The sequence below is a fragment of the Arenimonas sp. genome, assembly GCF_041913985.1.
Lineage (GTDB): Bacteria > Pseudomonadota > Gammaproteobacteria > Xanthomonadales > Xanthomonadaceae > Arenimonas.
In genome coordinates this window covers 20,318-33,907 of sequence record NZ_JAYSEG010000035.1, presented here as the reverse complement: position 1 = coordinate 33,907, position 13,590 = coordinate 20,318, and the positions used below count along the sequence as shown (strand labels likewise).

Genomic DNA, 13,590 nt, shown 5'->3' with positions numbered 1-13,590 from the left:
TCCTACAAAAAAGAACGGGCCCGCCGAAGCGGGCCCGTGCGGGGTAACGGCGGGGCGTGGGCTCAAGCGCGCGCTGGCGCCATCGAATAGCCCTTCAGGCGCGCCGAGAACTCCTCGAGCTGGCGGATGCCGGAGGCTTCGGCTTCGGCGCACCAGGCGCGCAGGGCCTCGAGCTTGGTCTCGGCCTCGGCGCTCTTGATCTCGTAGATCGCCAGCAGGCGCTGGCGGAACTCGAGCAGGCGCTGGGTGTTGGGGCGCTCGGCGATCCAGGCGCTGAAGCGCGCGCGGTTGTCGTCGCTGAGCCACTTGCCCTCGCTGCGGAAGGCGCGGCGCAGGCGGCCCGGGAGGTCTTGCGCCTCGGCCTTGAGGTGCGGCTTGAGCACCAGCTGGAAGTAGTCGGTGGCGACCTGCCAGCGGTGCGCCATCATCGCGCGCATCGTGTCGGCGTCGGGCACCTGGATGTTCGGGCGCACGTCGAGCTCGGGGGCCACGCGCAGCACCTTGGCCAGGCCCAGGGCCTGCAGGCCGCGGATCACGGTCCAGCCGATGTCGAACTCGTACTTGCGCAGCGCGAACTTGGCCGAGCTGGGGAAGGCGTGGTGGTTGTTGTGCAGTTCCTCGCCGCCCACCCAGAACGCCCACGGGGTGAGGTTGGTGGCGGTGTCGGCGGTGTCGAAGTTGCGGTAGCCCCACCAGTGGCCCAGGCCGTTGATGACGCCGGCGGCCCAGAACGGGATCCAAGCCATCTGCAGCGCCCAGATGGCGACGCCCGGGATGCCGAACAGCGCCAGGTTGATGGCCAGCATGGTCACCGGGCCCATCGTCGGCATGCGGGTGTAGAGCTTGCGCTCGATCCAGTCGTCCGGCGAACCCTTGCCGTACTTCTCCAGCATTTCCTTGTCATTGCGCGCGCTCTGGAAGAGCTCCACGCCTCGCCAGAGCACCCGGTGGATGCCATGGAAGCGCGGGCTGTGCGGGTCTTCGGCGGTTTCGCACTTGGCGTGGTGCTTGCGGTGCACCGCGGTCCACTCCTTGGTGACCATGGCGGTGGTCAGCCAGGCCCAGAAGCGGAAGAAGTGGGTGATCACCGGGTGGAAGTCGACGCCCCGGTGGGCGGCGCTGCGGTGCAGGTAGAGGGTGACCGTGAAGATGGTGGTCTGCACCATCACCAGGAAATACAGGGCCATCTGCCAGTAGCTGGCCTGCGTGAGGCCGCGGGCCAGCCAGTCGTACAACTCGGGGGACATCAAGGACTCCAGGGGGGCGGTCGGGCGCTCTGGCCCGGTATCAGGGACGATGATGCCCGCCGTGGCAGGTGGCGTCACCCTCCGGCTTCGTATGGGGGCGGCGGCCGGCCCTCACAAGGGCCCGTGGCGGGCCCCGGCCGGCGGCGGGGGCGGCGCGGCCGGCAGGTCGCGCACGTGCACGTCCAGCTGCGGGTAGGCGAAGCCCACGCCGTGCTGTTCGAACAGCTCCACCAGCCGCAGGTTCAGCTCGTTGCGCACGGCCAGGCGGTCGGAAATGGCGCCCACGAACACCCGCAGCTCGAAATCGAGCGAATTGGCGCCGAAGTCCAGCAGCCAGCTGCGCGGCGCCGGCGACTCGAGCACGCGCGGGTTCTCGGCCGCGGCCTGGGCCAGCAGGCGGTGCACCAGGGCCGGGTCGGTGCCGTAGTCCACGCCCACCTTCACCACGATGCGGGTGGTCTCGTCGCTGAGCGTCCAGTTCACCAGCTGGCCGGTGATGAAGGTCTTGTTCGGGACCACGATTTCCTTGTTGTCGAAATCAAGGATGGTGGTGGCGCGGGTGCGGATGCGGGTGACCGTGCCGTCGAGGTTGTTCACCGTGATCACGTCGCCCACCCGGAACGGCCGCTCGAACAGCAGGATCAGGCCGGACACGAAGTTGGCGAAGATCTCCTGCAGGCCGAAGCCCAGGCCCACCGTCAGCGCCGCCGCCATCCACTGCAGCTGGCTCCAGCGCAGGCCCAGCAGGCCCAGGCCAACCACGATGCCCACCATCACGATGGCGTAGCGCGAGACGCTGGTGATGGCGTAGCGCGAAGCCGAGTCGATGTTCACCTTCGACAGCAGGCCGATCTCGAGCAGGCCCGGCAGGTTGCGCGCCGCCACGAAGGTGAGCGCCAGCGCCACCACGCCCAGCAGCGCGGCCATCAGGGTGATGGGCACCGCGGCGGAGCCGCCGTCGGCCGTGCTTTCGGCGATCGACCACAGCACCACTTCGTCCAGGCGCGCGAACGCCGGCATCACGTCGGCCCACACCCAGGCCAGGCCCAGCACCAGCAGCACCAGCTTCAGCGCGCGCAGCAGGCGGCGGGTCTGGGCGTTGACCTTGTCCAGCGCCAGGTCGGCGTCCACGTCCACGGGAATGGCTTCGCCGCCGTCTTCGTCGCCGCCCTCGGCGCGCGCGGCCGCCTCGGCCTCGCGCCTTTGCTCCAGCCGGCGCCAGGCCAGGCGACGTTCGCCCAGCGCCGACCAGCGCGCCAGCAGCCCGTGCACCACCGCCACCGCGGTGAACACGCCCACGCTGGCGAACTGCGCGTCGAGCACGATGGCGGTGGAATAGACGAAGCCGTCGATGGCCAGCCCGGCGCAGGCCAGCAGCGCCGCCGGCAGCGCCAGGCGCAGCGCACGGCGCGCGTTCGACGGCTCCAGCACCACGCCGCGGCGCATCCACAGCGCGTCCGGCGCCAGCAGCCGCCACAGCGCCCAGGCCGAGAGCAGCGCGGCCAGCACGATGCCCACGCGCGCCGACACGTCGATGGCCAGGTCCTGCCCGCGCAGGAACGCCAGCGCGACGATGAAATACAGCGGCAGCAGGCCCGCCATCAGGCGCGGCAGCCAGCGCTGCAGGGCCTCGCGGCGCGCCCGCACCCAGCGGAAATGCGCATGCGCCAGGCCACGCTCGCGCACCAGCCAGGCCAGGAAGGACAGCGTGAACGCCGCCGGCGCCAGCGCCTGCAGGGCGCCGCCGAGCGAATCGCTGTACTTGCCGCGTTCGCCCACCTGCTGCAGCAGGTCGCCGGCCAGCCACAGCGCGGCGGCGCCGGGCAGGGCCGCCAGCACGGTCCAGCCCAGGCTCTGCAGGGTGCGGCGGTAGCGGTCGTGCTGCACTTCGCGCACGGCCTGGGCCAGGCCCTCCAGCCGCGCGGGCGCGCGCCGGCGCAGCCACAGCAGGGCCAGCACCAGCGCCACCGCGGCGGCATAGCTGAAGGGCCGCTGCGCCACCGATTCCGACAGCAGGCGCGCCGTGGTGGCGAAGCGCGAGGGCTTGGCCAGGTCGCGCAGGCCCTCGGGCCAGCGGCCGAACCAGGCGGTGTCCACTGGCGGGTGGCTGCGGATCCAGAGCAGGTTGCGGTCGAGCAGCTGGCGCAGTTCGGTGGTGGCCTGCAGGCGCGCCTGCAGGGTGCGTTCGGCCTGCTCGAGCGCGGCCACCTGGCGCCAGAGCAGGGGCTCGAGCCGGGCGGCCAGGTCCACCCGCGCTTCCAGCCAGGCGTGCACCGGGTCGGCGGCGCTGGCACGGGCGGCGGGGCCGTCCTCGTCCTGGCGGGCCGGGTCGTTGGCGCGCAGCTGGCGGGCCAGCGCGTCCGGGTCGCCGAGCTCGCGCTGGGTTTCGTCCAGGGCGATCAGGCGCAGGCGCACGCCCGCGAGCTCCTTGCGCACCTCGGACAGGCGCTCGGAAAGCGCGTCATCGCTTTCCAACCGGCGCAGCACGGCCCACAGCCAGGTGCCCACCTGCTCGCTGCGGCCGCCGAGCTCCAGGCGGGTGCGGCTGTCGCGCAGGGCGGCGCGGTCGCGGGCCAGGGCCTGTTCCTCGGCGGCCAGCTTGCCGCGCTGGACGGCCAGGGCTTCGTTGGCGTCCAGCAGTTCGCGGGCCAGGGCCAGGTTGTCGGCGGCGGCCGCGGCCAGCACGGCGTCGCCGGGCGGCAGGGCGGCGGCGCGGGTTTCGACCTGCCCGGCCAGGTTCTGCAGGGCCTCGCGGCCCAGCTCGGCGATGCGCTGCTGCAGCAGGGCCAGGCGCGGTTCGTGCTGGGCCAGGCGCTGGCGCAGCACGCGCAGCTCCAGTTCCTGGAGGCGCTGGCGGGTGGCGGCGTAATCGCGCTCGGCCTCGCGCAGTTGCAGCTCGGCTTCCACCCGGCGGCGCTCGGCGGCCTGGCGCAGGCGGCGCGATTCGGTCAGCGCGGCGGGGTCGCCTTCGTTGGCCGGCACCGGCGCGGCCAGGTCCTCCAGGCGCCGGCGCAGGTCGTCCACGCCGCCGGCGGCGCTGGCCGAGGGCGCCAGGGCGGCGCCCAGGTCGGAGGTGAGGCGGGCGATTCGGTCGCCCAGGCGCTCGGCTTCCAGCCGCTCGGCCTCGAGCAGGCGTTCGAGCACGTCCACGTCGGAGGTGGCCGGCAGCCGGGCGCGCCAGCGGGCCAGGGCCTGGCCCGGGTCCTGCTGCAGGTCGCGTTCGAATTCAGCGGTGCGGGCCGGGGCGTTGCCGGCTTCGGCGCGCAGGGCGTCGAACTGCTGGCGGAACTGCGCCGCCTCGCGGTCGGCGGCGGTGGCGGCGTCGAGGTTGTCGCTGGCGGCCTGGCGCTGCGGCTCGGCCAGCGTGGCCAGGGCCCCGCGCAGGCTTTCCACCGGGCCGGACGGGGCGGCCAGCAGGGCGGCGGGCAGCAGGAACAGGGCCAGGCCCAGGGCGAGGCGGGACACGGGGGGCGGAAGGCGCATCCGCCTAGGCTATGCCGGTGGCCGAAGCGCGGCAATTGACCCGCGCCGGCCCGGCTCTGCGACACTTCAGCCCATGCCCGAATTGCCCGAAGTCGAAACCACCCGGCGCGGCCTGGCGCCGCACGTGGAAGGCCGCCTGGTCACCGGCGTGGTGCTGCGCCGGCCGGACCTGCGCTGGCCGATCCCGCCCGAAGTGGCGCGCGAACTGCCCGGCCAGCGGGTGCTGGGCGTGCGCCGGCGCGCCAAGTACCTGCTGCTCGACACCGCCCCCGGCAGCGCCCTGCTGCACCTGGGCATGAGCGGCATGCTGCGGGTGCTGCCGGCCGCCACGCCGGTGGCCGCGCACGACCACGTGGACCTGGCGCTCGATTCCGGCCGCGTGCTGCGCTTCACCGACCCACGCCGCTTTGGCTGCCTGCTCTGGCAGCCGGCCGGCGAAACCCACGAACTGCTGGCCCGCCTGGGCCCGGAGCCGCTGTCGGACGACTTCGACGGCGACTACCTGTTCGAGCTCAGCCGCGGCCGCAAGGCGCCGGTGAAGGCCTTCCTGATGGACCAGGCGGTGGTGGTGGGCGTGGGCAACATCTACGCCGCCGAGAGCCTGTTCCGGGCCGGCATCGCCCCCGGCCGGGCTGCCGGCTCGGTCAGCCGCGAGCGCTACCGGCGCCTCGCCGGTGCCGTGAAGGCCATCCTGGCCCACGCCATCACCCGCGGCGGCACCACGCTGCGAGATTTTCTCAGCCCCGACGGCGCGCCCGGCTACTTCGAGCAGGAGCTGTTCGTGTACGGCCGGGAAGGCGAAAACTGCAAGGTTTGCGGCCGGAAAATACGCGATGGGAGGATGGGGAACCGGGCCACGGCCTGGTGCCCGGGCTGCCAGCGCTGAGGCCGGCCCCGCCCGCCTGCCGCCCGCATTGGCTATAGTGTCGGCAACCCGCGCAGACGGGTTCCGGGGAACCATGAACGACACCGCCGAAATCACCCAGTGGTTGAGCGCCGCCCGTGGCGGTGACAAGTCCGCGCTCGACCGGGTGCTGGCCACCCTGTACCGCGAACTGCACGGCATGGCCCGGCGCCAGCTGGGCGGCCAGCAGCACGGCCACACGCTCGACACCACCGCCCTGGTGCACGAGGCCTACCTCAAGCTCGCCGGCCGCGCCGAGGCCGAGTTCGAGGACCGCGCCCACTTCTTCGCCTACGCCGCCAGCGCCATGCGCTCGGTGGTGGTGGACTACGCCCGCCAGCGCATGGCCGTGAAGCGCGGCGGCGACCTGCACCGCGTCACCGACCTGCCCGAAGACGCCGGCGGCGGCATGCGCCTGGACGAGGACATGCTCGGCCTCGACGTGGCGCTCAACAAACTCAACGACCTCGACCCGCGCCTGGCCCAGGTGGTGGAGATGCGCTACTTCGCCGGCCTGTCGGAAACCGAGATCGCCGGCCTGCTCAAGCGCTCCGAGCGCAGCGTGCGCCGCGACTGGCAGAAGGCGCGCATGTTCCTGCTGGCCGCGCTGCAGGGCTGAACCGGCACGCCCACGTGGACACCGAGCGCTGGTCCACGCTCTCCCTGCTGCTCGACGAACTGCTCGAAATGGAGCCGGCCGCGCGCGAACGCCGGCTGGAGGAGATCGGCCTGGCCGACGCCTCGCTGGGCGGGGAGCTGCGCAAGCTGATCGCGCTCGAGGACGAGCGGCCCGATTTCCTGGCCGAGTCGGTGGTCGACGCCTCGCTGTTCGCGCCCCAGCCCGGCCAGTCCATCGGCCCCTACAAGCTCGAGCGGCCGCTGGGCGAAGGCGGCATGGGCCAGGTGTGGCTGGCGCTGCGTGCCGACGGCCTGTACCACCGCCGCGTGGCGCTGAAGCTGCTGCGCCCGGGCCTGGGCGACGCCGGCCTGCGCCAGCGCTTCACCCGCGAACGGCAGATCCTGGCGCGGCTGGGCCACGCCCACATCGCCCGCCTGCTCGACGCCGGCGTGAGCAGCGACGGCCAGCCCTACCTGGCCCTGGACTACGTGCAGGGCGACCCGATCACCCAGTACGCCCAGCAGCTGAAGCTGTCGGTGCCGGCGCGGCTGAAGCTGTTCCTGCAGGTCTGTGCCGCGGTGAGCCACGCGCACGCCAACCTGGTGGTGCACCGCGACCTCAAGCCCTCGAACATCCTGGTCACCTCGGCCGGCGAGGTCTGCCTGCTCGACTTCGGCATCGCCAAGCTGCTCGACGAGGCGCCCGGCGAGGCCACCGAGATCACCGGCACCGGCACGCGCGCCTTCACCCTGTACTACGCCGCGCCCGAGCAGCTGCGCCACGGCGTGATCACCACCATGACCGACGTGTATTCGCTCGGCGTGGTGCTCTACGAACTGCTGGTGGGCCGCAAGCCCTACGACCCGGCCCGCAGCACCGACGCGGCCTGGGAGGAAGCCATCCTCGGCGCCGATCCGGTGCGCCCTTCGCAGGCCGCCTACCGGCACGCGCGCGAAGCCGGCGACCCGCACCCGCGCCGGCTCTCGCATGAGCTGGCGGGCGACCTCGACAACATCCTGCTCAAGGCCCTGGCCAAGGCGCCGGAAGACCGCTACGTCTCGGTCGAGGCCCTGGCCCAGGACCTGCGCCGGCACCTGGAGGGCGAACCGGTGCTGGCGCGCCCGCAGAGCCTGGGCTACCGCGCCGCCAAGTTCGCGCGCCGCAATTCGGTGGCGCTGGGCGTGGGCGCCACGGTGGCGGCGCTGGTGGTGGCGGCGCTGGGCTTCATGGCCTGGCAGACGGAGCGCGCGCTGCAGGAAGCCGAACGCGCGCAGGCCATGCAGGACTTCGTGGTGGCGCTGTTCGAGAACACCGAACAGGCCAGCGGCGACGGCGGCCTGGACGCGCGCACCCTGCTCGACGCCGGCGTGCGCCGCGCCGACACCGAACTGCGCGGCCAGCCGCAGGCACGCGCCGAGCTGCTGGGCCTGATCGCGCGCCTGCGCCAGGGCCTGGGCGACGACCGCCAGGCGCTGGAACTGCTCGACCGCCAGTCCGACCTGCTTTCCGGCCTGCCCGGCGACGCGCCGGCGCGGCTGGGCGTGGAAGCCGCGGCACTGCGCGGCCGCAGCCTGCGCGCGCTGGGCCAGCCGGAAACCTGCGTGCGCGCGCTGCTGCCCTGGCTGCCGGTGGCGCAGCAGCAGTCGGCCGCGCAGCCGCGCGCGGCCGCGGAATTCCTGTCGCAGCTGGGCCGCTGCCACCGCCGCCTGGGCGGCCGCGAGGTGGCGCGCGACCTGTTCGGCCGCGCCCTGGCCCTGCGCGGCGCGGGCGATGCCAGCAAGGCGCTGCAGGCCGAGAGCCGCGCCGACCTGGCCGGCCTGCTGGCCGACGAAGGCCGCTACGAGGAAGCCGTGGCGGCCATGCGCGAGGCCCTGGCCCTGCTGCGCGAAAGCGGCGGCGACCGCAACGCGCTGGGCGTGGAAGTGTGGCGCGAGCTGGGCACCTTCCAGCGCGCGCTGGGCGACCCGGTGGAAGGCGAATCCTCCTACCGCCAGGCGCTGCAGATCGCGCTCGACCGCTTTGGCCTCAACCACCCGCTCACCACCGCGGTGCAGCGCCCGCTGGGCGAACTGCTGGTGGAAACCGGCAAGCTCGAGGAAGCCGCGCGCCTGCTCGGCGCCGCGCACGAGCGCCTGCTGGCGCGCTTCGGGCCCGAGCACCCGGAAGTGGCCGAGTCCTGGCACGAGCTGGGCCGGCTGGCCTGGGAGCGCGCCGACCTGGCCCAGGCCGACGAAGCCCTGCAGCGCAGTCTGCAGCTGCGCCGCCGCGGCAACGACCTCGACCGCCACGTGTCCGTGCTGTGCGAACTGGCGCGCGTGCGCATGGCCCGCGGCCTGGACGACAACGCCGCGCTGCTGGCCAACGAATGCCTGCAGCTGTCGCGCTCGCAGGACCGCGCCCTGGCCACCCGCGCCCGCGGCCTGCTGGCCGAACTGGCCTGGCGCCGCGGCGACGCCGACAGTTCGCGCCGCCTGCTGGAGGAAGCCAGCGCGCGCCTGGGCGACGCCGACAGCGTGGCCCAGGCCGAACACACCCTGGTGGTTGCGCGCCTGGCGCTGCAACGCGGCGAGCCGAAGGAGGCCGAGGCGCAGCTGGCCAGCCTGCGCACCCAGGCCCGCGCCCGCAACGCCGTGGCCGAAGCCTGGACCCTGCACCTGGACGCGCTGCAGGCCGAGCTGCACTGCCGCGTGGGCCGCCTGGGCGACGGCAAGGACCTGCGCGCCGCCACCCTGGCCCAGGCCGCCGAACGCCACCCGGAGCGCCGGCGCCTGCAGGACGAGCTGGCCGCCGAAGCCGCCAGCTGCGGCCGCGGCTGAATCAGTCGGCCGGCGTGCCCAGCGGCAGCTGAGGCTGCTGCAGGTCGATGTGGCCTTCGCCGGCCATCACGCGCTTGAACTCGCCGCGGCTCACCGACACGTAGCGCTCGTTGCCGCCGATCTCCACCTGCGGGCCGTCGCTGATGGCGCGGCCGTTCTCGTCCACGCGCAGCACCATGGTGGCCTTGCGGCCGCTGTGGCAGATGGTCTTGATCTCGACCAGGTTGTCGGCCCAGGCCAGCAGGTACTGACTGCCTTCGAACAGCTCGCCGCGGAAGTCGGTGCGCAGGCCGTAGGCCAGCACCGGGACATTGAGCTTGTCGACGATCTCGGTGAGCTGCCAGACCTGGCGCTTGGACAGGAACTGCGCCTCGTCCACCAGCACGCAGTGCAGCGGGCCGCGCGCGGCGATGTCGGCTTCGGTGAGCGCCTGCAGGTCGTCGTCGCGGGTGAACACGGTGCCGCGCGCCTGCAGGCCGATGCGCGAGGCCACCAGGCCCTCGCCGAAGCGGTTGTCGAGCTTCGGCGTGAGGATGAGCGTGCGCATGCCTCGCTCGTGGTAGTTGTGCGCGCTCTGAAGCAGCGTGGTGGTCTTCCCGGCGTTCATCGCCGAGTAGTAGAAGTAGAGCTTGGCCAAGGCACGGTCCCGCGGTGACGTGCCGCCATTATCGCTCAGTCTTCCGCGGCGGCGTCCCCGTCGTCTTCCACGCCCTCGGGCAGCGGGGTGTCGGTGGCCATCACCTCGCCCACGTCCACGGTGCCCTGGCCCACCACCTTCCAGTCGCGGTCCTGCCACTGCACGTACTGCTCGACGTCCCAGAACTTCTCGTCGTAGTAGGCGGTGCCGTCCACCACCGTGCTGCCGCCCGGGGTGGGGATGACGATGCTGAGCGCGCCCACCGAGCCGACGCGGCTGCCGGTGGTCTGGCGCTTGGCGAAACGCAGTTCGCGCGCCAGGCGCTCCTTGGCCACGGCGTCGCCGAATTCGTCGTACACGGCCGGGCCGATCTCGAGCGCACGGGCGCGTTCGGCCTCGCTGAGCTCCTTCCAGAACTTCTCGCGCTTGACCAGCATCAGCGGGTAGCCGCGCTCGGCGGCCAGGTCCATCCAGATGTAGCCGAGCACGCGATCGGCCGGCACGCCGGTGCCGTTCCAGTACATCTCGGCCACCATGCCCTGCGAGGGCTTGTCGCTGTAGCGGGCGGCGCGGCGGAAACGCGTCATCGCCTCTTCGTAGTCGCCCTTGCGGTAGGCGGCCAGGCCGCCGAGGCGGTAGCGCAGGTCGGGGTGCGCGCTGAGGAAGCCGCCCGAGGAAATGATGGCGCGGTCTTCGGGGTTGTCGGCCTGGGCCAGCACGGGCGCGGTGGCGGACAGCATCAGCAGGGCGGCGCAGGCGAGGGCGATCGGGCGCATCGGGGGCTCGTTCCTTGGGGGTCGGGGGACGTGGCGAACCTTGCCAGCCCGGAAGTCGGCCGGCATGGGCCAACCGTCATGCCGCGGGGTCGGGCACCGGCAGGCCAAGCAGGTCCAGCGCGCGCCGGAACCCGGCGTCCGGCGGCGCCACGGCGATGATGCGGCGGCCGTCGTGAGGATGCGGAAAAGACAGGCGCCAGGCGTGCAGCAGCATGCGGTGCACGCCGCGCATTCGGAAGGCCTGGTTGTGGCGGCCATCGCCGTGGCTCGAGTCGCCCACCAGGTGGTGGTGGATGTGCTTGAGGTGGCGGCGGATCTGCCGGAAGCGGCCGGTGAGCGGCGTGCACTGCAGCAGCGCGTAGCGCGAGCTGGGGTGCTGCTGGCTGGGCCAGTCCACTTCGGCGGTGGCCAGCGTACGGTAGTCGGTGCTGGCGGGCTTCTTCACCGGCTTGCCGGGGCCGCCGTCGAGCGGGTGGTCGATGCGGCCCTGCGCGGGCTCGGGCCAGCCGCGGCAAACCGCCAGGTAGTCCTTGGTGAACTGCTCCGACATCAGGCTGCGGCCGAGCAGCGAGGCGGTGTCACGGTCGAAAGCCAGCAGCAGGCAGCCGCTGGTGGCGCGGTCGAGCCGGTGCACCAGGAACACGGGCTTGCCGAACTGCTCGCGCAGGCGGTCGGCCAGGAATTCGGTTTCGCCGCGCGCGAGCTTGCTGTCGTGCACCATCAGGCCGACGGGCTTGTCCACCACCGCCAGCCACTCATCCGCCCACACCACCGGGATGGGGTCGGCCCCGGCGCTCACCGGCGGGGCCAGGCGGCGAGGAAGGCGCCGAAGGCGCCCAGGCCGGCGATGGCGGCGGCGGCCGGGATGCCGGCCAGGCGCGGGCCGCCGGCTTCGAGCGCGTACAGCACCGCGGCCACGATCATCAGGCCGGTGCCCAGGATGGCGTACACGGTCTGGCGCTGGCCGGCGCGGGAAATGCGCGCCAGCTCGGCCAGGTCCTCGCTGCGCATGTGCAGCGAATGTTCGCCGCGCACCTGCTGGGCCAGGAAGTCGTGCAGCAGGCGCGGCATGTCCGGCGCCTGCGTCACCAGCTCCGGCAGGCGCTTGCGGAACTCCGCCGCCAGCGTGGCCGGGCTGTAGCGCTCGCGCAGGATCTTCTCCAGCACCGGCCGCGCCTCGGCCCAGATGTCGAGCCTGGGGTCGAGCAGGCGGCCCACGCCCTCGATGTTGAGCAGGGTCTTCTGCAGCAGGATGAGCTGCGGCTGCAGGGTGAGCTCGTAGCGCTGCGCGGTCTTGAACAGCTTCACCAGCACCTCTCCCAGCGAGATCTCGCTCAGCGGGCGGGTGAAGTAGGGCTCGCAGACGGCGCGCGTGGCGGCTTCCAGTTCGTCGATGCGCACCGTGGCCGGCATCCAGCCCGCCTCGATGTGCAGTTCGGCGATGCGGCGGTAGTCGCGCTGGAAGATCGCCATGAAGTTCTCGGCCAGGTAGTACTGGTCGCGGCGCGTGAGCTGGCCGACGATGCCGAAATCAATGGCGATGAAGCGCGGGTTGGCCTTGCGCGCCGGGTCCAGGTCGACCCAGATGTTGCCGGCGTGGGCGTCGGCGTGGAAGAAATTGTCGCGGAACACCTGGGTGTAGAACACCCGCACGCCGCGCGCCGCCAGGGCCTTGCGGTCGATGCCGGCGGCGTCGAGCGCGGCGATGTCGTCGCTGGGGATGCCGCGCACCCGCTCCATCGTCAGCACGCTTTCGCTGGTGTGGGTCCAGAACACCTCGGGCACGTACAGCTCGTCGCTGCCTTCCCAGGTGCGGCGCATCAGGCTGGCATTGGCGCCCTCGCGCTGCAGGTCGAGCTCGGCGTAGAGCGTGGATTCGATTTCCGACACCACTTCCTGGGCGCGGATCTTGTCGGCGCGCGGGTGGTGGCGGTCGGCCAGCGCGGCCAGCGTGCGCAGCAGCGCGATGTCGTCGGCGATGCGCTGGCGGATGCCCGGGCGCAGCACCTTCACCACCACCTCGCGGCCGTCGTGCAGGCGCGCGGCGTGCACCTGGGCGATCGAGGCCGAGGCCAGCGGGGTGAGTTCGAATTCGGCGTAAAGCTCGCCGATGCCGCGGCCCAGCCCGGCTTCCACGCGTGCCCGCGCCTGCTCGCCCGGGAAGGGCGCCACGCGGTCCTGCAGCAGCGAGAGTTCCTCGGCCACGTCGGGCGGCAGCAGGTCGCGGCGCGTGGACAGCACCTGGCCGAACTTCACGAAGATGGGGCCGAGCTCCTGCAGCGCCAGGCGCAGGCGCTTGCCGCGCGGCGCGTCGTCGTCGCCGGCGCGGCGGGTGATGGGCCGCAGCAGCCAGAGCCAGCGGCCGACCGCGGTGTCTTCGAGCAGGGCGTCCAGGCGGTGCCGCAGCAGCACCCGCACGATGCCGAGCGCGCGCCAGCTGCCGCGCAGGCCGCTCACGCGCCGTTCCCCGGCAGGCGGGCGACGCGGGCGGCGAGCCGCTCGACCTGGTCGCGCAGTTCGTCCACGTCGTCGTGGAAGGCGGCCAGCTCGGCCTTGCCCACGAGGTCGCGGGACTCTTCAGTGAGGTAGTCGACGGCGTCGCGCGAGAGGTTCTTCGCCAGCGTGGCGCCGCCGCGCAGGGCCTCGCGCAGCACGCGCGCGGCCTGGGGGCCGAACACCGGGCCGAGCAGGTCGGCGAAGGGCTTGTCCCAGTCCGGGTCGAAGCGCTCGGCCAGGCGCTGCAGCTGGCGGGCCAGTTCGGCATCGCCGTTCAGGCGGACCTTGCCCACCGGCGGCGCGCCGGGCGGGCGCAGGAAGGGCAGCTGCGAGAGCACCCCGGAAATCGTGGCGCGCACGCCCAGGTCGGGCTCATCCTTGGGCGGCCCCACCTGCAGCCGGCCCTCGTGCACGGCCAGCTCCAGCGCCACCGGCGGGGCTTCCAGCGCCAGGCCGATGCGACGACCGCCCAGGCGCTGCAAGGCCTGGGCGGTGTCGGGGTCGAGGGCGACCAGCCGGTTCAAGGCCTGTTCCAGCGCGCGGCCGGCCAGGGGCTTGAGGGCGTCGAAGGGGGAAGCGGCGGGGTCCGTCATGCCCCCATTCTAGCGGGCT

The 13,590-nt window shown here is 73.0% G+C and carries 10 protein-coding genes; 3 read left to right on the top strand and 7 right to left on the bottom strand.

All coding sequences use genetic code 11. The features are described 5' to 3' along the window. Positions 1-62: 62 nt before the first annotated feature. On the bottom strand, positions 63-1,247 hold the full coding sequence (locus tag ACE3Q2_RS11385) for a fatty acid desaturase (protein WP_374474101.1): 1,185 nt from the start codon (positions 1,245-1,247) through the stop codon (positions 63-65). A 111-nt stretch (positions 1,248-1,358) separates the two neighbouring features. Further along, complete coding sequence (locus tag ACE3Q2_RS11380) at positions 1,359-4,712, bottom strand: mechanosensitive ion channel domain-containing protein (protein ID WP_374474100.1); 3,354 nt, start codon at positions 4,710-4,712, stop codon at positions 1,359-1,361. Positions 4,713-4,803: 91 nt separating this feature from the next. On the opposite strand from ACE3Q2_RS11380, the gene mutM reads away from it, so the two are divergent. The 3 genes from mutM (at position 4,804) to ACE3Q2_RS11365 (ending at position 9,069) form a co-directional block, all read left to right on the top strand. Continuing rightward, positions 4,804-5,616 (top strand): bifunctional DNA-formamidopyrimidine glycosylase/DNA-(apurinic or apyrimidinic site) lyase, encoded by an 813-nt coding sequence (gene mutM, locus ACE3Q2_RS11375; protein WP_374474099.1) that lies wholly within the window; start codon positions 4,804-4,806, stop codon positions 5,614-5,616. A gap of 73 nt (positions 5,617-5,689) precedes the next feature. Continuing rightward, complete coding sequence (locus ACE3Q2_RS11370) at positions 5,690-6,253, top strand: ECF-type sigma factor (RefSeq protein WP_374474097.1); 564 nt, start codon at positions 5,690-5,692, stop codon at positions 6,251-6,253. A gap of 14 nt (positions 6,254-6,267) precedes the next feature. Beyond that, complete coding sequence (locus ACE3Q2_RS11365) at positions 6,268-9,069, top strand: protein kinase (protein WP_374474096.1); 2,802 nt, start codon at positions 6,268-6,270, stop codon at positions 9,067-9,069. A 1-nt stretch (position 9,070) separates the two neighbouring features. Here the strand turns inward: ACE3Q2_RS11365 and ACE3Q2_RS11360 are convergent, their stop codons facing one another. The 5 genes from ACE3Q2_RS11360 to ACE3Q2_RS11340 form a co-directional block, all read right to left on the bottom strand. After that, positions 9,071-9,706 carry a thymidine kinase gene (locus ACE3Q2_RS11360; RefSeq protein WP_374474095.1) on the bottom strand — a complete coding sequence of 212 codons (636 nt, stop codon included), beginning with the start codon at positions 9,704-9,706 and terminating at the stop codon, positions 9,071-9,073. A 35-nt stretch (positions 9,707-9,741) separates the two neighbouring features. Next, on the bottom strand, positions 9,742-10,482 hold the full coding sequence (locus ACE3Q2_RS11355) for a tetratricopeptide repeat protein (RefSeq protein WP_374474094.1): 741 nt from the start codon (positions 10,480-10,482) through the stop codon (positions 9,742-9,744). 76 nt (positions 10,483-10,558) lie between these two features. Continuing rightward, entirely contained in the window at positions 10,559-11,281 is a 723-nt protein-coding gene (locus tag ACE3Q2_RS11350) for a pseudouridine synthase (RefSeq protein ID WP_374474092.1), read from the bottom strand. Then, the gene (ubiB, locus tag ACE3Q2_RS11345; protein ID WP_374474104.1) at positions 11,278-12,930 is read right to left on the bottom strand and encodes a ubiquinone biosynthesis regulatory protein kinase UbiB; all 1,653 of its coding nucleotides are present in this window, start codon (positions 12,928-12,930) and stop codon (positions 11,278-11,280) included. The genes ACE3Q2_RS11350 and ubiB overlap by 4 nt, the downstream gene beginning before the upstream one ends. A gap of 5 nt (positions 12,931-12,935) precedes the next feature. Continuing rightward, positions 12,936-13,571, bottom strand: coding sequence for an SCP2 domain-containing protein (locus ACE3Q2_RS11340; protein ID WP_374474091.1), 636 nt, complete (start codon positions 13,569-13,571; stop codon positions 12,936-12,938). Positions 13,572-13,590 lie beyond the last annotated feature (19 nt).

What these genes read in the sequence shown, in the direction of transcription:
- ACE3Q2_RS11385 (WP_374474101.1), bottom strand. Translation starts at nt 1,247, where the DNA reads ATGTCCCCCGAGTTGTACGACTGGCTGGCCCGCGGCCTCACGCAGGCC.
- ACE3Q2_RS11355 (WP_374474094.1), bottom strand. Translation starts at nt 10,482, where the DNA reads ATGCGCCCGATCGCCCTCGCCTGCGCCGCCCTGCTGATGCTGTCCGCC.
- ACE3Q2_RS11340 (WP_374474091.1), bottom strand. Translation starts at nt 13,571, where the DNA reads ATGACGGACCCCGCCGCTTCCCCCTTCGACGCCCTCAAGCCCCTGGCC.
- mutM (WP_374474099.1), top strand. Translation starts at nt 4,804, where the DNA reads ATGCCCGAATTGCCCGAAGTCGAAACCACCCGGCGCGGCCTGGCGCCG.
- ACE3Q2_RS11370 (WP_374474097.1), top strand. Translation starts at nt 5,690, where the DNA reads ATGAACGACACCGCCGAAATCACCCAGTGGTTGAGCGCCGCCCGTGGC.